This window comes from Thalassovita autumnalis (assembly GCF_001458255.1).
GTDB lineage: Bacteria > Pseudomonadota > Alphaproteobacteria > Rhodobacterales > Rhodobacteraceae > Thalassobius > Thalassobius autumnalis.
In genome coordinates this window covers 53,353-69,065 of sequence record NZ_CYSB01000024.1, presented here as the reverse complement: position 1 = coordinate 69,065, position 15,713 = coordinate 53,353, and the positions used below count along the sequence as shown (strand labels likewise).

The 15,713-nt window shown below is 61.6% G+C and carries 17 protein-coding genes; 6 read left to right on the top strand and 11 right to left on the bottom strand.

Annotated elements, in window-relative coordinates; genetic code table 11:
• Nucleotides 1-5 precede the first annotated feature (5 nt).
• From TL5118_RS05950 to thiC, 7 genes are read right to left on the bottom strand one after another with little or no spacing between them, the layout of a single operon-like run.
• Nucleotides 6-722 carry a hydroxymethylpyrimidine/phosphomethylpyrimidine kinase gene (locus TL5118_RS05950; RefSeq protein ID WP_058242962.1) on the bottom strand — a complete coding sequence of 239 codons (717 nt, stop codon included), beginning with the start codon at nucleotides 720-722 and terminating at the stop codon, nucleotides 6-8.
• A complete protein-coding gene (locus TL5118_RS05945) occupies nucleotides 722-1,678 on the bottom strand; it encodes a HesA/MoeB/ThiF family protein (protein ID WP_179945280.1) in 957 nt (318 codons plus the stop codon). Before TL5118_RS05945 ends, TL5118_RS05950 begins: the two co-directional genes overlap by 1 nt.
• A complete protein-coding gene (locus tag TL5118_RS05940; protein ID WP_058243023.1) occupies nucleotides 1,675-2,265 on the bottom strand; it encodes a thiamine phosphate synthase in 591 nt (196 codons plus the stop codon). The genes TL5118_RS05945 and TL5118_RS05940 overlap by 4 nt, the downstream gene beginning before the upstream one ends.
• A 14-nt stretch (nucleotides 2,266-2,279) precedes the next feature.
• The gene (locus TL5118_RS05935; RefSeq protein WP_058242964.1) at nucleotides 2,280-3,035 is read right to left on the bottom strand and encodes a thiazole synthase; all 756 of its coding nucleotides are present in this window, start codon (nucleotides 3,033-3,035) and stop codon (nucleotides 2,280-2,282) included.
• 3 nt (nucleotides 3,036-3,038) lie between these two features.
• Nucleotides 3,039-3,236, bottom strand: a complete 198-nt coding sequence (gene thiS, locus TL5118_RS05930) for a sulfur carrier protein ThiS (protein ID WP_058242965.1) — start codon at nucleotides 3,234-3,236, stop codon at nucleotides 3,039-3,041.
• Entirely contained in the window at nucleotides 3,226-4,164 is a 939-nt protein-coding gene (locus TL5118_RS05925; RefSeq protein ID WP_058242966.1) for an FAD-dependent oxidoreductase, read from the bottom strand. The genes thiS and TL5118_RS05925 overlap by 11 nt, the downstream gene beginning before the upstream one ends.
• The gene (thiC, locus tag TL5118_RS05920) at nucleotides 4,161-5,996 is read right to left on the bottom strand and encodes a phosphomethylpyrimidine synthase ThiC (RefSeq protein WP_058242967.1); all 1,836 of its coding nucleotides are present in this window, start codon (nucleotides 5,994-5,996) and stop codon (nucleotides 4,161-4,163) included. Before thiC ends, TL5118_RS05925 begins: the two co-directional genes overlap by 4 nt.
• 343 nt (nucleotides 5,997-6,339) lie before the next feature.
• Between thiC and TL5118_RS05915 the strand changes: the two genes are divergently transcribed.
• Nucleotides 6,340-7,107, top strand: coding sequence for a hydroxypyruvate isomerase family protein (locus TL5118_RS05915; RefSeq protein WP_058242968.1), 768 nt, complete (start codon nucleotides 6,340-6,342; stop codon nucleotides 7,105-7,107).
• 54 nt (nucleotides 7,108-7,161) lie between these two features.
• Nucleotides 7,162-8,154 (top strand): aldose epimerase family protein, encoded by a 993-nt coding sequence (locus TL5118_RS05910; protein WP_058242969.1) that lies wholly within the window; start codon nucleotides 7,162-7,164, stop codon nucleotides 8,152-8,154.
• Nucleotides 8,155-8,205: 51 nt separating this feature from the next.
• Here the strand turns inward: TL5118_RS05910 and gap are convergent, their stop codons facing one another.
• A complete protein-coding gene (gap, locus tag TL5118_RS05905; protein WP_058242970.1) occupies nucleotides 8,206-9,210 on the bottom strand; it encodes a type I glyceraldehyde-3-phosphate dehydrogenase in 1,005 nt (334 codons plus the stop codon).
• Nucleotides 9,211-9,478: 268 nt separating this feature from the next.
• On the opposite strand from gap, the gene TL5118_RS05900 reads away from it, so the two are divergent.
• Nucleotides 9,479-9,997, top strand: a complete 519-nt coding sequence (locus TL5118_RS05900; protein ID WP_058242971.1) for a winged helix DNA-binding protein — start codon at nucleotides 9,479-9,481, stop codon at nucleotides 9,995-9,997.
• Between the two features lie 31 nt (nucleotides 9,998-10,028).
• On the opposite strand, the gene TL5118_RS05895 is transcribed toward TL5118_RS05900, so the two are convergent.
• From TL5118_RS05895 to TL5118_RS05885, 3 genes are all read right to left on the bottom strand, one after another.
• Nucleotides 10,029-11,339 carry a TRAP transporter large permease gene (locus tag TL5118_RS05895; RefSeq protein WP_058242972.1) on the bottom strand — a complete coding sequence of 437 codons (1,311 nt, stop codon included), beginning with the start codon at nucleotides 11,337-11,339 and terminating at the stop codon, nucleotides 10,029-10,031.
• A gap of 4 nt (nucleotides 11,340-11,343) precedes the next feature.
• Nucleotides 11,344-11,871, bottom strand: a complete 528-nt coding sequence (locus TL5118_RS05890) for a TRAP transporter small permease (RefSeq protein WP_058242973.1) — start codon at nucleotides 11,869-11,871, stop codon at nucleotides 11,344-11,346.
• Nucleotides 11,872-11,953: 82 nt separating this feature from the next.
• A complete protein-coding gene (locus tag TL5118_RS05885) occupies nucleotides 11,954-12,919 on the bottom strand; it encodes a TRAP transporter substrate-binding protein (RefSeq protein ID WP_058242974.1) in 966 nt (321 codons plus the stop codon).
• Between the two features lie 184 nt (nucleotides 12,920-13,103).
• On the opposite strand from TL5118_RS05885, the gene TL5118_RS05880 reads away from it, so the two are divergent.
• From TL5118_RS05880 to TL5118_RS05870, 3 genes are all read left to right on the top strand, one after another.
• The gene (locus TL5118_RS05880) at nucleotides 13,104-13,856 is read left to right on the top strand and encodes a 5-oxoprolinase subunit B family protein (RefSeq protein WP_165590023.1); all 753 of its coding nucleotides are present in this window, start codon (nucleotides 13,104-13,106) and stop codon (nucleotides 13,854-13,856) included.
• A complete protein-coding gene (locus TL5118_RS05875; protein ID WP_058242976.1) occupies nucleotides 13,853-14,881 on the top strand; it encodes a 5-oxoprolinase subunit C family protein in 1,029 nt (342 codons plus the stop codon). The genes TL5118_RS05880 and TL5118_RS05875 overlap by 4 nt, the downstream gene beginning before the upstream one ends.
• Nucleotides 14,882-14,976: 95 nt before the next feature.
• Complete coding sequence (locus TL5118_RS05870; protein WP_058242977.1) at nucleotides 14,977-15,711, top strand: glycosyltransferase; 735 nt, start codon at nucleotides 14,977-14,979, stop codon at nucleotides 15,709-15,711.
• Nucleotides 15,712-15,713 lie beyond the last annotated feature (2 nt).

The following is a 15,713-nucleotide window of genomic DNA, read 5'->3' as shown; positions in this document are numbered from 1 at the left end:
CTGGATCAAGCCGCCTGCAGATAAGCGGTCACATGCGCCTTGGCCTGTTTCACGGCCTCAGGCAGCGGCTTCCCCACGGCCAGCCCACAGGCAATGGCCGCCGCCAGGGTGCAGCCGGTGCCACGGCGGGTGCCGGGTAGCCGAGGGGCCGTGAAGGTCGTGACCTGATCCGCGATGACCAGACGATCCACCGCCTCTGCCCCGATGTCATGCCCCCCTTTGACAAGCACCGCATCCGCACCGGCCTGCAACAGGGCCGCAACCGGATCATCGGCGCCCAGACCCTCCCCCAGACGGGCCAGTTCCGGCAAATTCGGCGTCACCAGATCCACCTGCGGCAACAATTCGGTCAGGGCCGCAAGCCCCGCCGCATCCAGAAGCGCCTTGCCGGAGGAGGATGCGATCACCGGATCCAGCACCACCGGCACCCCCGGGGGCAGATCAGCGTGCAACGCCTCAGCTACGGCCCGCACCACGGCGGCATTGCCCAACATGCCGATTTTCACCGCTCTCACAGCCCCCTGCTGAAATGCCGCCCGGATCTGCGCCTGCACCAGTTCTGCCGCGCAGATGTCCGCGCGCAAAACGGCCCCGTCGGTCTGTGCCGTCACCGCAGTGACCGCCACCCGCGCAGCAATGTTGAATGCTGCTGCCGTGGCAAAATCGCGCAACAGACCGGCCCCGCCAGAACTGTCCATGCCACCGATCATCAAAACAGCCATCACCCGTCCCCCGCCGCCAGAAGCACCAGATCCCGGTGCCCTGCCGCCGCCAGTTGATCCGCCGCCGCCCAGGCACGCAGCCCGCTGCGACAGGCCAAAACAGTGCGGCCCGAAATCTTGGGCAAGCTGGTCAGATCCGTCGCCGGGACACGGGTGGCCTGTGGCAGGGCAAGAGCGGCCTCCTCCGCTGGGCGCAACTCAATCACCCGATCCTGCAGTGCAACCTGCGAAGTGGCGACAAAACCATGCCCCGCAACCTCCTCCGCGCCATCGAACCGGAAGGAGGATACCCGCCAATTGGCCAGATCCACCTGCATCATCTGCCCAAGCGGGCTGGGCGCCAATCCCAGAAGACAGGACAAAGCCATCTGCGCCTGCAGCGCCCCCAGGGTGGCAACCACCGGGCCTAGAACCCCGGCCTCGGCGCAGGTCTGGCGGTCGGTAGGCAGATCCGGAAACACCGCGCGATACGACGGAGCGCCACCGCAAAATCCGCCGACATAGCCGCTGCGCCCCAGCACTGACGCTGAAATCAGCGGCACAGCCAGATCGCGGCAGGCATCAGACAGAACATAGGTCGCCGCAAAGCTGTCTGCCGCGTCCAGCACCAGATCGATGCCCTTTAACGCGCCAACCACAGATGCCGCATCCAATCGGACCATCTGGGTGGAGGCAGAAACCTCAGGATTCAGAGCCATCGCCATCTGCGCGGCCAGAACGGCCTTGCTGCGGCCGATATCTGACTGACGAAACAGGGTCTGGCGGTGTAGGTTGCTTTCCTCAACCCTGTCGGGATCCATCAGGTGTAGATGTCCCACTCCGGCTCCCGCCAAGGCTGGGATCACCGTGGCGCCAAGGCCACCACAGCCCACAACCAAAACCCGTGCCGCCCGCAGGCGGCGCTGCCCGGCCGGGCCGACCTCAGCCAATTGTTCCTGCCGGGCGTAGCGGTTCATCGCGTGGCCTCCAGCCACTTGCGGGTGCGCGCCTCGGGGTCCTCAGCCAACAAGATATCGGTGACAACCGCAGCACTGTCTGCCCCTGCCTCAAAGACACCGGGCAGCCGTTCCGGTGTCAGCCCTCCGATAGCCACCAAAGGCAGGTCGCCAACCCGCGCCTTCCAGCGCTTTAGCTTCTGCAAACCCTGCGGGGCCCAGGGCATTTTCTTGAGCTTGGTTTCATAGACTGGGCCCAAGGCCACATAGGACGGATCATGGCTGAGCGCGCGGTCCAACTCGGCCTCATCATGGGTTGAGAGGCCAAAGCGCACGCCCTTCTGGCGCAACGCCGCGATATCGGCGGTGTCCAGATCCTCCTGCCCCAGATGCACAAAGGTACAGTTCAGCTCCATCGCCAGTTGCCAATGGTCATTCACCACCAGCTGCGTCCCATGCACCGCACAAAGATCCCGCGCCCGGGCGATCTGGCGGCGCAATTCAGCCTCGGGCTGGTCCTTCAGGCGCAGCTGCACCAGCTTAACCCCCTGCGGCACCAGCAGTTCTAATTCGGCCACATGGCCCACGATCAAATAGAACCTATCCAACATCTTCTCTTTCCTCAAAGCTGCGCGAGGCCAAAAATCGGGGTGGAGGCCACCGCCATATCGCGTTTGGGCATCAGACCGGCCTCCGCTGCCATCTGTCCGGCCGCCACCGCCTGACCAAAGGCCGCCGCCATGCCAACCGGATCCAGCGCCTTGGCCACGGCTGTGTTCAAAAGCACCGCGTCATAACCCAGTTCCATCGCCTGTGCGGCCTGACTGGGCGCGCCTATACCGGCATCCACAACCAAGGGAATATCCGGAAAATGCGCCCGCATGCTGCGCAGCCCTTCCAGATTGCGCAGGCCCTGCCCGGACCCGATGGGCGCGCCCCAGGGCATCAGAACCTGACAGCCGGCCTCCACCAGTTTTTCGCCAAGGATCAAATCCTCTGTCGTGTAGGGGAACACCTGAAACCCATCGGCGCACAGCACACGCGCGGCCTCCACCAGTGCAAAGGGATCGGGCTGCAAAGTGTCGGCATGGCCGATCACCTCCAGCTTGATCCAACTGGTGCCAAACACCTCGCGTGCCATCTGAGCGGTGGTGATCGCTTCGGCGGCTGTGTGGCAGCCCGCAGTATTTGGCAAAATACGACAGCCGGTTTCCGCAATCAGCTGACGGAAATCCGCGCCACCCCGCCCTTCGCGGCGCAGTGAGACGGTGATCACCTCAGCCCCTGAGGCAGCAATCGCCTGCTGCAACACGGCAGGTGAGGGATATTGCGCCGTGCCCAGCATCAGCCGGCTTTTTAGGTCTACGCCATAAAACATCCCTCAGCCCCCCTGCATGGGCGACAAGACCTCAATCCGGTCGCCATCCGTCAGTTTTACGGCAGCGCGCCCCCCACGCGGAACAAACTGCCCGTTTACCGCCGTGGCCACTGACGCGGTTTCAAACCCGCAATCCTCCAACAGCTCTGCCAGTGTCTCCGCCCGTGGAGTCATGCCTTCGCCGTTCACCTCAACCCGCATTTTGCAGCCCTCCCATCAGGTCATTGGCCAATTGCTCGGCCAGAATGGGTGCCATCAGGAACCCGTGGCGATACATGCCGTTCATGTGAATGCGCCCACCGGTCTGGCGGATCGCAGGGATGTTGTCGGGGAAGGCCGGGCGCAGACCGGCGCTGGCCTCAAGAATGCGCGCCTCGGCAAAGCCTGGATGCACAGTGTAGGCGGCAGACAGCAGTTCCATCGCGGCGCGTGCGGTGATGGCGCCGCTGTCTTCGCTTTCGACCATTGTGGCACCGATCATGTAGCGGCCCAGCCCGCGCGGGACGATGTAACAGGGGAACCGCGGATGCAGCAGGCGCAGGGTCCGGCTGAGAGGTACATCGGGCGCCTCAACCAGCAGCATTTCACCACGCACCGGCCTAAGATCGGGCAACAGATCTCGGGCGCCCCAGCCCCGGCAGTCGATGATCTGGCCTTCCGGGCTGCCACGCTCAGTGAAACGTACGCCCAGCCCCTCGGCCCGCTGACGCAGTATGCTGAGGCCGCGGCGCGGGTCCATATGGGCCTCGGACGCGTAGTAAAGCCCGCGGGCAAACCGGTTTTCCAATGCCAGTTCCAATGTGGCGGGCACCACCCATTCATGTGCGCGGGTGGCCCGGGCAAACCGGTCCAGTTCCGCCTGATCCCGCGCAGGCGCCAGAACCAAGGTTCCCCGGCGGGTCAGCGGCCCGATCCGGGCCTCCCACCATGCGGCGGCGTCTTGACCGGCGCGCACCACCAGATCCGGGGCGCTTTCGCCTTCACAGAAAGGGGCCAGCATCCCCCCCGCCAGCGCTGAAGCCGCAGTGATCGCCCGTGGATCGATCACCCGAACATCAGCGCCGCGTTCTGCGAGGGCGGTGGCGGCGCAAAGCCCCGCCACACCGGCCCCCAAAACCGTGCAGATCATTCTGCCGGTTCCACCTGATCCGCAACCTGATCGGCAGGCACGTACAACTCGCCACCTTCCTGGAACTTCGCCGCCATTTTGGCAAAGCCATCGGCCTTTTCGGCTTCGGCGCGGATGTCATGGCTGATCCGCATCGAGCAGAATTTCGGCCCGCACATGGAACAGAAATGCGCCACCTTATGAGCCTCTTTCGGCATGGTTTCATCGTGGAAATCACGGGCGGTATCGGGGTCCAGCGAGAGGTTGAACTGATCCTCCCAGCGGAACTCAAACCGGGCGCGGCTGACCGCATCGTCACGTTCCTGCGCGCCGGGGTGGCCTTTGGCCAGATCGGCGGCATGGGCGGCCAGTTTGTAGGTGATCACGCCGGTTTTCACATCGTCGCGGTCGGGCAGACCAAGGTGTTCCTTTGGCGTCACGTAGCAGAGCATCGCACAGCCGTACCAACCGATCATTGCCGCGCCGATGGCGCTGGTGATGTGGTCATAGCCCGGCGCAATGTCGGTGGTCAGCGGCCCAAGCGTGTAGAACGGCGCCTCATGGCAATGTTCCAGCTGCTTGTCCATATTGGCCTTGATCTTGTGCATGGCGACATGGCCCGGCCCTTCGATCATCACCTGACAGTCTTTGGCCCAGGCAATTTTGGTCAACTCACCCAGCGTCTCCAGCTCGGCGAACTGCGCCTCATCATTGGCATCCGCGATGGAGCCGGGGCGCAAACCATCCCCCAGCGAGAAGGAGACATCGTACTTGCGGCAGATGTCGCAGATCTCATCAAAATGCTCGTAAAGGAAGCTTTCCTTGTGGTGATGCAGGCACCACTTGGCCATGATCGAGCCGCCGCGTGAAACAATCCCCGTCACCCGTTTCGCGGTCATCGGCACCATGTGCAGACGCACACCGGCATGAATGGTGAAGTAATCTACACCCTGTTCCGCCTGTTCGATCAAGGTGTCGCGGAACACTTCCCAGGTCAGGTCTTCGGCGATGCCGTTCACCTTTTCCAGCGCTTGATAGAGCGGGACCGTGCCGATCGGCACCGGCGCATTGCGGATGATCCATTCGCGAATGTTGTGGATGTTACGGCCGGTCGACAGGTCCATCACCGTGTCGCCGCCCCAGCGGATCGCCCAGACCATCTTCTCCACCTCTTCCTCCATCGAGGAGGTGACGGCGGAGTTGCCGATATTGGCGTTGATCTTGACCAGGAAGTTACGGCCGATGATCATCGGCTCCAGCTCGCGGTGGTTGATGTTGGCGGGGATGATCGCACGGCCTTCGGCGATTTCCTGACGGACAAACTCGGGCGTCACCAGATCAGGAATGGCGGCGCCAAAATCATGCCCGTCGCGCGCCTTTTCCCAGGCTTCGATCCGACCGTTGTTTTCGCGGATGGCCACAAACTCCATCTCAGGCGTAACGATACCGGCACGGGCATAGGCCAGCTGGGTCACGGCCTTGTCACCTTTGGCGCGCAGGGGCGGGCGAATGGCCGGGAACTCAGGCACCAGCTTGTCGCCTTTGGCAAAGCCGTTGTCAGCGGCAGTGACCGCGCGGCCTTCATAGGCTTCGACGTCGCCGCGTTCGGCCAGCCAAGCGCCGCGTTTGTCTTCCAGGCCTTTGCGAATGTCGATCGCGGCCGCAGGATCGGTATAAGGGCCGGAGCTGTCATAGACCACTTGCGGGGCTTCGCCGCCGCCGACGTGGATCTGGCGCATCGGCACCTGGACGTCATGGATCTGGCCATGGACATAAATCTTGGATGAAGCAGGCAATCCACCGGTGGAAATCTGCGGGGTCAGAGCGTCCGTGGTCTTCGGTTCAGTGCTCATCTGGTGTCTCCTCAAGGTTCAAGACTCGAAAAGACCCAAGCCAAACGATGAGGTAGAAAGAGACCGCACTGGTCCCCTAAAAACAGGGCCCAATAGCGGCCCAAAGGGCGCAATGCTCCCCTTGGTCTCCCTACGCCAGTGTCAACTGGGTCAGGTTCTAAGGGTCGCGTCGCCGGTGCAAAGTCGCCTTTGCCCCTGTCAGCCTCTCAGTCCCCTTGGTGGGACTCCCCCGACGTGGCGCGAACATGCGGCGCGGGCGGCACGCTGTCAACCAACTTGCGCCCCCCTTGCGTCCGGGCACACCAAGAGGCCATAAAAAGGGCAGTAAAATCAGAGGGAAAGCATGGCGAAATTTTCTGCAAACCTGGGATTTCTTTGGGCTGAGCTGCCCCTGCCCGCAGCGATCCGCGCCGCCCATGCGGCCGGATTTGACGCGGTGGAATGCCACTTTCCCTATGAAGTGGATCCCGAGGAAGTGCGGGCTACTCTACTCGACACTGGGCTGCCGATGCTGGGCCTGAACACAGCACCGGGTGATCTGACCGCTGGAGAATTTGGGCTGGCCGCGCTGCCCCACAGACGGGCCGCAGCCCGCGCCGCAATTGATCAGGCGATCGGTTATGCCGTCGCCACCGACACGGCCAATATTCACGTGATGGCAGGCAAGGCCGACGGGGCAGAGGCGCGGGCAGCATTTGTGGAAAATCTGCGCTATGGCTGCACCCGCGCCGCAGCGCATGGCCTGACCCTGCTGATTGAGCCGATCAACAGCCATGACGTGCCGGGCTACTTCCTGACCACGCTCGACCAAGCGGTTGAGATCATCGCAGAGGTGGGAGCGGACAATCTGAAGCTGATGTTTGATTGCTACCACGTGGCCCGCATGGGGGACGATGTGATCGCCGGCTTGGCGCAATATGCGCCTTTGATCGGGCACGTGCAGTTCGCGGGCGTGCCATCCCGGGGCCGCCCGGATGTTGGGGAATTGGACTATCACCGCGTCTTTGCGCATTTGGATCAGGCTGGATACAGTGCGCCCCTTGGGGCAGAGTATAAGCCCGAGGGCACGAGTGAAACCTCACTGGGCTGGCTGGACCTGTTTCAGGATTGACTCACCCGATCTGCAGGGCGTTCATGTGAGCGTTAACAATTGAAGGCCCCGACCATGAGCACACGGCATCCCTTTGGCACCACCCCCAATGGTGAGGTGGTTGAACGCGTGACCCTGCAACGCGCCGGTGTGACCGCAAAGGTGATGACCTGGGGCGCCAGCCTGCAGGATTTCCGCGTCGAAGGCATCGGCCATGCGCTCGTGCTGGGGGCGCCTGACTTCCCCCCATACCTTGATGAAATGCGCTATTTTGGGGCGATTGTGGGCCCTGTGGCCAATCGGATCGCCAAAGGCCGCGCGCCGCTGGGCGATCGGACACTGGAGTTGGAGCGCAACGAAAACGGCATCACCACGTTGCATGGCGGCGACGATGGCATTGGGCAGGCCAATTGGCGGATCCTGTCACATAGTGAGGTCAGCGTGACCTTGATGATCACCCAGGTCGATGGTGTGGGCGGGCTGCCGGGACCAATCACCCTCAAGGCGCGCTACAGTCTGGAAGAGGACGGCGCCCTGCTGTTGGAGATTGAGGCAACTGCGGAGCAGACCACCTATTGCAACCCGGCCCATCACAGCTACTGGAAGCTGGATACATCCCCTGCCCTGCACGGGACAGAACTGCAGGTCATGGCCGAAAGCTACCTGCCGCTGGATGATGAAAACATCCCCCTTGGCGCCCCGGCCCCAGTGATAGGCACTGGTTTTGATTATCGCAGCGCCGCCCCTGTTTTGCGGCCCGAAGCAGATGGGCTCGACCACAACTTCTGCCTTGCAGGCCAGGGGGATATGCCGCTGGCGGCGGCTGTGCAAACGGATAAGGCGCGACTGGAGGTGGCAACCAATGAGCCGGGGCTGCAGGTCTATGACGGCGCGGGTCTCAACACCGGGCGCGGTCATCATCCCCACCCTTACGGCGCCAATGCCGGCCTTGCGTTGGAGCCGCAACACTGGCCCGATGCGCCGAACCATCCGGAGTATCCGTCAATCCTGTTGGAACCGGGACAGACCTACCGGCAGACCAGCCGCTTTAAAATCAGCAAGATCTAACGCAAAAGGCCGGGGCGTTCCCCGGCCTTTTTCCTGTTCTCTTCGATGGACTTAGCCCAGCGCTGCCATCGCGCCTGCGGTGTCCAGCATCCGGTTCGAGAAACCCCATTCGTTGTCATACCAGCTGAGGACACGCACCATGCCACCATCGGTGACCTTGGTCTGATCCGCGGCGAAGATCGACGAATGCGGGTTGTGGTTGAAGTCACTGGAAACCAGGGGCAGGTCGTTGCGGGCCAGCACACCCTTCAGCGGGCCTTCGGAGGCGGCGGCCTCAATCGCGGCGTTCACCTCTTCGACCGTCGTCCCTTTCTTCGGCATGAAGGTCAGGTCAACTACCGAGACATTCGGGGTCGGCACACGGATGGCCGAACCATCCAGCTTGCCCTTCAGATGCGGCAGCACCAGCGACACGGCACGCGCCGCACCGGTGGATGTCGGGATCATTGACAGTGCCGCAGCCCGCGCGCGGTAGAGGTCCTTGTGCATGGTGTCCAGGGTCGGCTGATCGCCGGTGTAGGCATGCACGGTGGTCATGTAACCGGTCTCAATGCCAAAAGCATCGTCCAGAACCTTGGCAACCGGGGCCAGGCAGTTGGTGGTGCAGGAGGCGTTGGAAACAACCACATCCTCGGCGGTCAGGTCCTGATGGTTCACACCAAACACCACCGTACGGTCGGCGCCGTCACCCGGGGCCGAGATCAGCACTTTGTTGGAACCATTTTCCAGATGTGCCGCGGCTTTGTCCCGCTTGGTGAAGATGCCGGTGCATTCCAGCGCGATGTCGACATCGCCCCAGGGCAGATCAGCGGGATTACGTTCGGCGGTCACACGAATGCGGTGACCGTTAACGACCAGGGCATTTTCTTCCACCACAATGTCAGCGTTCAGATGGCCGTGCACACTGTCAAACTGCAGCAAGTGCGCGTTGGTGGCCACCGGACCCAGATCGTTAATCGCAACGATTTCAATGTCCTTACGCCCGGATTCGATCCACGCGCGCAACACGCAGCGGCCGATGCGGCCAAACCCGTTGATGGCAAGTTTCGTGGTCATGGGTGTCTCCTTCGTGGAATGCGGGGTCCGAATAGGTGCAATACAAGACGACTCGCGCCCTGCTAGCGCTAACGCGGATTAAACATATTAGCGCTAACATTGCGAGTGAAAATTGCGTGAAGCGCGCAAAAGCGAAAGAAATCTTGGAAAAAGGGTAAATCAGAGAATAGGTGACTTTCTTTTCGGTGATTTGACGGTGTTATTTGGTTGCCGCACATAGGCAACACCTGCAAAATGTCAGAGTATCCCCAAGGTAAAAGAGCTCACCATGACCGAACGTGCCGGAAAACGCCGCATTGTCTCCTCCCGTCATCTGGCTGAGGGCGATGGCTGGGAAATGTCCGAGTTGGAATACGGGCTGATCATCATCCACAACGCATTTAACCGCTGGATGCAGCGCTGTATGGCCGCCGCTGGCATGCCGGAACTGTCACCGCTGGAGGTTTTGGTGCTGCACAACACCAACCACCGTGACCGGGAAAAACGGCTGAGTGATATCTGTTTTCTGCTGAACCTCGAAGACACCCATACCGTCAACTATGCCCTGCGCAAGCTGTTGAAGATGGGGCTGCTGGATTCGGAAAAGCGCGGCAAGGAGGTGTTTTACACCACCTCCGCCGAAGGGCGCAGCCTGTGCGAACGCTATAAGGAAGTGCGCGAGCAATGCCTGTTGGAGGTGTTGCCACGTGCGGGCATTGAGGGCGATGAGCTACGCGAAATCGCGGCCTCGCTCAGGGCGCTGTCTGGCCTTTACGATCAGGCCAGTCGGGCGGCGGCCTCCCTCTAGGAGGCCACCGTCAGATCTCGAGATCGCTGGCTTAGTTGCCCATCGCGTTTGGCAGCACGGTCACGATGCCCGGGAAGGCCGTGATCAGCAAAACGCCCAGCAACAGCAGGAAGAAGAACGGCAGCGCCGCCTTGGCGACCTTCAGGATGTTATATCCCGTCAGCCCCTGTATCACGAAGAGGTTGAAGCCCACCGGCGGGGTGATCTGGCTCATCTCCACCACCAGCACAAGGTAGATGCCGAACCACAGGGGATCGATGCCTACGGCCTCCACCATCGGCAGGATGATCGATGTGGTCAGCACCACGACCGAAATGCCATCAAGGAAACAGCCCAGGATGATGAAGAAAACGGTCAGCACCGCCAGCAGCGCATAGGGCGACAGGTTGAAGGTGCCGATCCAGGTGGCCAGATTGCGCGGGATCCCGGTGAAGCCCATGGCAATCGCAAGGAAGGCTGCGCCCATGAGGATAAAGGCAATCATCGCCGAGGTGCGGGTGGCCGACAGCAGCGCCTCTTTGAACTGGGCCATGCCAAAACCACCAGACAGCATGGCAAGGATCAGCGACAGCACCACACCGATCGCCGCCGCATCGGTGGGCGAGGCAACACCGGAATAGATCGTGCCGATCACACCGCAGATCAGCAGCAGCACGGGGATCAGCCGGCGTGAGGCTTTGACCTTTTCCATGAACGGCACCGCGGGCCCTTCATCGGGGATCAGATCCTTGTTCATAAACGCGCGCAGCGCGACATAGGCGGCGAACAGCCCCACCAGCATGGCGCCCGGCAGCACACCGGCCACAAACAAGCGGGCAATGGATTGTTCGGTGGCCACCCCATAGACAATCAGGATGATCGAGGGTGGGATCAACAGCCCCAGCGTGGCAGACCCTGCCAAGGTGCCAAGGATCAGGCTGTCGGGATAGCCGCGCTCTTTCAACTCAGGCACCGACATCCGGCCGATGGTGGCGGCGGTCGCGGCAGAGGAGCCGGAGACCGCAGCAAAGATCGCACAGCCCAAGATATTGACATGCAACAGACGGCCCGGCACCCGGCTGAGCCAGGGCGCCAAGCCGCTGAACATATCCTCAGACAGGCGGGATCTGAGCAGGATCTCCCCCATCAAGATGAACAAGGGCAGCGCGGCCAAGGGCCAGCTGTGACTGTGCCCCCAAAGCGTGGTGGCCAGCACCAGACCTTCGGGTGCGTTTGAAAAGAAGGCAATCGCGACAAAGGCCATCACGATCAATGACATGGCCACCCAAAGACCCGCAGCCAGCAGCGCCAGCAAAACGGCCAGAAGGATCGAAAAGACGATAGGATCAGACAATTCAGGCATTTTGTTACTCCGACCCTTCATCCGCCAGGATAGGTTTGCGCGCAATCAGCGCCTCAACAAAGGTATCCACCAGCGCAACGGTCAAGAGGCCCAGCCCCCCAACCATCGACAGCTGCGGGATCCACAGAGGGATCGCAACGATGCCTGTCGACATATCCCCGTAGTGCCAGCTTTCCCACAGGAGGGAGGCGGCGAAATAAGTGGCATAGCCCGCCATGGCCGCCCCCAATGCCAGCGTCGTCAGCTCCAACAGCCAACGCGGCCCTTGGCTGAGGCGTTGGATCAACAGGTTGACCCGGATATGGCCGCCCAGACGCAGGGTATAGGACAGCGCCATGAAGCTGGCAGTGGCCAGCGCAAAGCCTGCAAAATCCGCATAAGACGGAATAGTGAATGAGAGATCAGGCCCGCCGATACGCGCCAGAATGTTCAGGCTGACCTGCGCGGTGACGATCACGCAGATGAATAGGATCGACAGCGCGGCAATCCAGCCTGCCGTCAGATAAAGCCCGTCTAAAAATCGCCGCAGCATGGCGCCTCCTCCCTCGGGGGCTGTCCCCCATGTTTACAAAAACGCCCCGACCGCAAGATCGGGGCGTTCTTTGATGTCAGGATCAGTTGGCCTGGTAGCCGTTCAGAACCTCAATGGCGTCTTCGCTGGCGTTATTCATCCAGTTATTCACCATCTCTGCGCCGATCGCCAGCAGGCCGTTCATCAGCTCATCGGACGGCTGAACCACGGTGATGCCGTTGTCAGCCATAACTTTGGTTTTGGTTTCAGCTTCGGCCGCCGACATTTCCCAACCGCGGGTTTCGGCTTTGGCAGCGGCTTCCATCACAGCCGCCTGAACGTCAGCCGGCAGGCGGTCGAACACGCGGGTGTTCACAACCACGATGTTTTTCGGAACCCATGCGTTGATCGGGGTGTAGTGGGTGACAAAGTCCCAGGCCTTGGAGTTGGCGCCAGTGGAGGGCGAGGTGATCATCGCCTGAACCTGACCGGTGGCAAAGGCCTGCGGGATGTTTGAGGCTTCGATCTGAACCGGGGCCGCTTTGGCCAGGGTTGCGAACTCTTCCAGTGCGGCGTTGTAGGCGCGGAAACGCAGACCTGCCAGATCATCGACGGTTTTCACTTCGCCGTTGGTGTAAAGACCCTGCGCCGGCCACGGCACCGAGAACAGCGGCTTCAGGCCTTCTTTGGCCATCAGCTTTTCGATCACCGGTTTCTGTGCGGCCCACAGTTTGGCGGCATCATCATAGGAGGTCGCAACAAACGGCTGGCTGTCTACACCATAGGCCAGATCTTCGTTCGACAGGCGCGACAGGAAGAATTCACCGATTGGAACCTGACGCGAACGCACGGCGTTTTTGATCTCGGGGTGCGGGAACAGCGAACCGGCTGAGTGGATGGTGATCTCCAACGCGCCATCGGTGGCCGCAGCAACGTCGGCCGCGAACTCACGGATGTTGACGGTGTGGAAGGTGCTGTCGCCATAGGGCGTCGGCATGTCCCAGGTCTCGGCGGTTGCGGCACCGGCCAGGCCCAGACCCAGCGCGAAGGTTGCAGCAAGTTTAAACATGGTTGTTTCTCCTCAGCCCGACGGTCGGGCTTCACTGTTGGAAGTAATTTTTTGGCATTACGTTGACAAAATGTCAGTAAAATGAAAATCTGGTCAAGAGTTTTCTGCACGCCCCCCTGCTTTAACAGCTATATTCGCCCTGTTTTGTCCTGTTCCCTCCATGTCCCTGCAAGGATCGCCACGAATGATACAGCAACATAGCATGCCAGCCCCCGAAGTGTTGCCGCTGGGCCAAGACGGTGTGCTGGTGCGATTCGCCAAACAGGCCTCTTTCGAGGCCACGGCCGCCTGCCTTGCCTTTCAGCGTGTGGTTGAGGATGCCAACCTGCCCGGATTGACGGATGTTGTGCCCTCTTTGATCTCAGTCTTGCTGCAATTTGACCCGGCCCGGACGGATCGGGCAGCGGTGACCGCAGCAACATCAGCGCTGCTCGACGGGCGCGACTGGCTGCATGATCCGCTGCCCGCGCCGAAACGGTGCTGGCACATTCCCGTGGCTTTCGGCGGGCAGTTCGGCCCGCAGCTGACGGATTTCGCGACGGTCAGCGGGCTGAGCGAAGACACCATCATCGCCGAAGCTCAGGAAACCGAGCTGCGGGTTTTGGCCATCGGTTTTGCACCGGGCCAACCCTATCTGGGCTATCTGCCCGAGGGCTGGCAGGTGCCACGCCAAAGCAGCCTGACACCACGGGTGCCAGCGGGGGCCATTGCCACCGCTATTCGTCAGATGGTGCTGTTTACCAGCGCCTCAACCACGGGCTGGCGGCAGATCGCTGAAACCGGATTTCGCCCGTTTTTGCAGGAACGCAGCGAATCCTTTCTGCTGCGGCAGGGGGATGCGATGCGCCTACATCAGGTCAGCCATGACGCCTACCGCGATTTGCTGAAAGACAATGCCGAGGGTCTGGGCGGCGCACGCTGTGAGGTGCTGTCATGAGTGCGGAGCTGATCATTCACCGCGCAGGACCTGCACTTTCGGTTCAGGATCTGGGACGGCCCGGCCATATGGCGCAGGGCATTGCCACCGGTGGCGCGGCGGATCGGCTGGCGCTGATGGAAGCGGCGGCGCTGCTGCAATCCCCCAAGGTGCTGCCCGCGATTGAGATGGCCGGATTGGGCGGTACGTTCAGCGTGACCGCCCCCAGCCGCTTTGCGCTGACCGGCGCCCCGATGCGCGCCACATTGGATGGCGAACCATTGGGCTGGAATGAAAGCCACGTATTGCAACCCGGCGAACGGCTGGAGATCGGCGGCGTCAGCGAAGGGGTCTATGGCTACGTGACCTTTGCAGCGACCATCGCACAGCCGCAGTGGCTGGGCAGTGTCGCAACCCAGGCAGGGCTGGGGATTGGCCAGCTGCTGGCCGAGGGCGATACCCTGCCCCTAACGGGCGACCCCGATCCTGAGGAGCCGCCACGCCGCTTGCCAAAACCAGACAGGTTCAAGGGCGGCATTCTGCGGATGATGCCCGGACCACAAACCGGCCTGTTCAGCACGGCGACCCTGCAGCGGGCGCTGGCCACACAATTCACCCGCGACGCTGCCGCCAACCGCCAAGGCGTGCGACTGAACCACGATGATGCCCCCTTCCCCGCCGATGAAGCGGCCTCACTAGGGTCTGATTTCATCACCCAGGGGGATGTGCAGATGACCGGCGACGGGGTGCCCTACGTGTTGATGGCCGATTGCCAGACCATGGGCGGCTATCCGCGATTGGGATCTGTGATACCGGACGATCTGCCGATGCTGGCGCAAGCGCCGCTGGGCGCGCCGATTCAGCTTCAGCTCCTGTCGCAAGAAGATGCGGATGCGCTGTGGCAGCCGGACAGTGCCCGCCTTGCCGCGTTGCGCAGCAAGGCTGAGGTCAAGATCCGCGATCCCCACCAGATCCGGGATCTGCTGAGGTATCAGTTAATTAGCGGCGTGACAGCCGGTGACGATCTGGATCGCGACGACGCATAACATTCCCAGACCCGCCGCCTGGCGGGTCTTTTTCAGGCTCTTCAGTTTGCCTTCAGCTTTGCGCGTGACAACCGCGCAAACACTGGAGAATCAACATGAGCACCCCAACCGTTTCCATCGTGATCATCACCTTGAATGAGGCCCAACGCCTGCCGCGCCTGCTGGATGATCTGGCCGCGCAGAGTTTTCAGGATTTTGAGATCATTCATGTGGACAGCAACAGCGACGATGACACCGTTGCCCTGTCCCATGCGGCCGCATCGCGTTTTGCGCAGTACCGTGTCATTGAAATGCAGACCCGTGGTGTCAGCCTGGGCCGCAACACCGGGGCCGCAGCCGCGCAGGGGGATAAGCTGCTGTTTCTGGATGCGGACACACGTCTAGATCCCGCGTTCCTGGCAGAAAGCCTAGCCGAACTGGATCGCCGCCAATTGGACGTTGGTGTGGTTTGCATGGATACCGCAGGTCTGCCGCGACGGCTGGCGCTGGGCTATGGCATCTTTAACTTGGGCATCCGCGTCACCCTGCCCTTTTTCCCGACCGCCATTGGTGCCTGCTTGTTTTCCACACCGGCCGTGCACCAGCGCATTGGTGGGTTTGATGAAGGCCTAAGCCTTTGTGAGGATTGCAATTACGTTCTGAAAGCCGCGGAAGGCAAACGCACCACCTTGGGCATTCTGCGTGCACGGTTTGGCTTTGACCCCCGCCGGCTGGATCAGGATGGCACCCTGCGCACCGGCCTGACCTATTTGCGCGCCAATCTGCGGCGGTTCTTCCGCGGTGAGATGTACAAAAACGAAATCCCCTACGCCTTTGGCCACTACAAGTGAGG

Bases quoted from the DNA above. Each gene is read 5' to 3' on its own strand.
- TL5118_RS05950 (WP_058242962.1), bottom strand. From the start codon at position 722: ATGGCTGTTTTGATGATCGGTGGCATGGACAGTTCTGGCGGGGCCGGT.
- TL5118_RS05945 (WP_179945280.1), bottom strand. From the start codon at position 1,678: ATGAACCGCTACGCCCGGCAGGAACAATTGGCTGAGGTCGGCCCGGCC.
- TL5118_RS05935 (WP_058242964.1), bottom strand. From the start codon at position 3,035: ATGTTTTATGGCGTAGACCTAAAAAGCCGGCTGATGCTGGGCACGGCG.
- thiS (WP_058242965.1), bottom strand. From the start codon at position 3,236: ATGCGGGTTGAGGTGAACGGCGAAGGCATGACTCCACGGGCGGAGACA.
- TL5118_RS05925 (WP_058242966.1), bottom strand. From the start codon at position 4,164: ATGATCTGCACGGTTTTGGGGGCCGGTGTGGCGGGGCTTTGCGCCGCC.
- thiC (WP_058242967.1), bottom strand. From the start codon at position 5,996: ATGAGCACTGAACCGAAGACCACGGACGCTCTGACCCCGCAGATTTCC.
- TL5118_RS05915 (WP_058242968.1), top strand. From the start codon at position 6,340: ATGGCGAAATTTTCTGCAAACCTGGGATTTCTTTGGGCTGAGCTGCCC.
- TL5118_RS05910 (WP_058242969.1), top strand. From the start codon at position 7,162: ATGAGCACACGGCATCCCTTTGGCACCACCCCCAATGGTGAGGTGGTT.
- gap (WP_058242970.1), bottom strand. From the start codon at position 9,210: ATGACCACGAAACTTGCCATCAACGGGTTTGGCCGCATCGGCCGCTGC.
- TL5118_RS05900 (WP_058242971.1), top strand. From the start codon at position 9,479: ATGACCGAACGTGCCGGAAAACGCCGCATTGTCTCCTCCCGTCATCTG.
- TL5118_RS05895 (WP_058242972.1), bottom strand. From the start codon at position 11,339: ATGCCTGAATTGTCTGATCCTATCGTCTTTTCGATCCTTCTGGCCGTT.
- TL5118_RS05890 (WP_058242973.1), bottom strand. From the start codon at position 11,871: ATGCTGCGGCGATTTTTAGACGGGCTTTATCTGACGGCAGGCTGGATT.
- TL5118_RS05885 (WP_058242974.1), bottom strand. From the start codon at position 12,919: ATGTTTAAACTTGCTGCAACCTTCGCGCTGGGTCTGGGCCTGGCCGGT.
- TL5118_RS05880 (WP_165590023.1), top strand. From the start codon at position 13,104: ATGATACAGCAACATAGCATGCCAGCCCCCGAAGTGTTGCCGCTGGGC.
- TL5118_RS05875 (WP_058242976.1), top strand. From the start codon at position 13,853: ATGAGTGCGGAGCTGATCATTCACCGCGCAGGACCTGCACTTTCGGTT.
- TL5118_RS05870 (WP_058242977.1), top strand. From the start codon at position 14,977: ATGAGCACCCCAACCGTTTCCATCGTGATCATCACCTTGAATGAGGCC.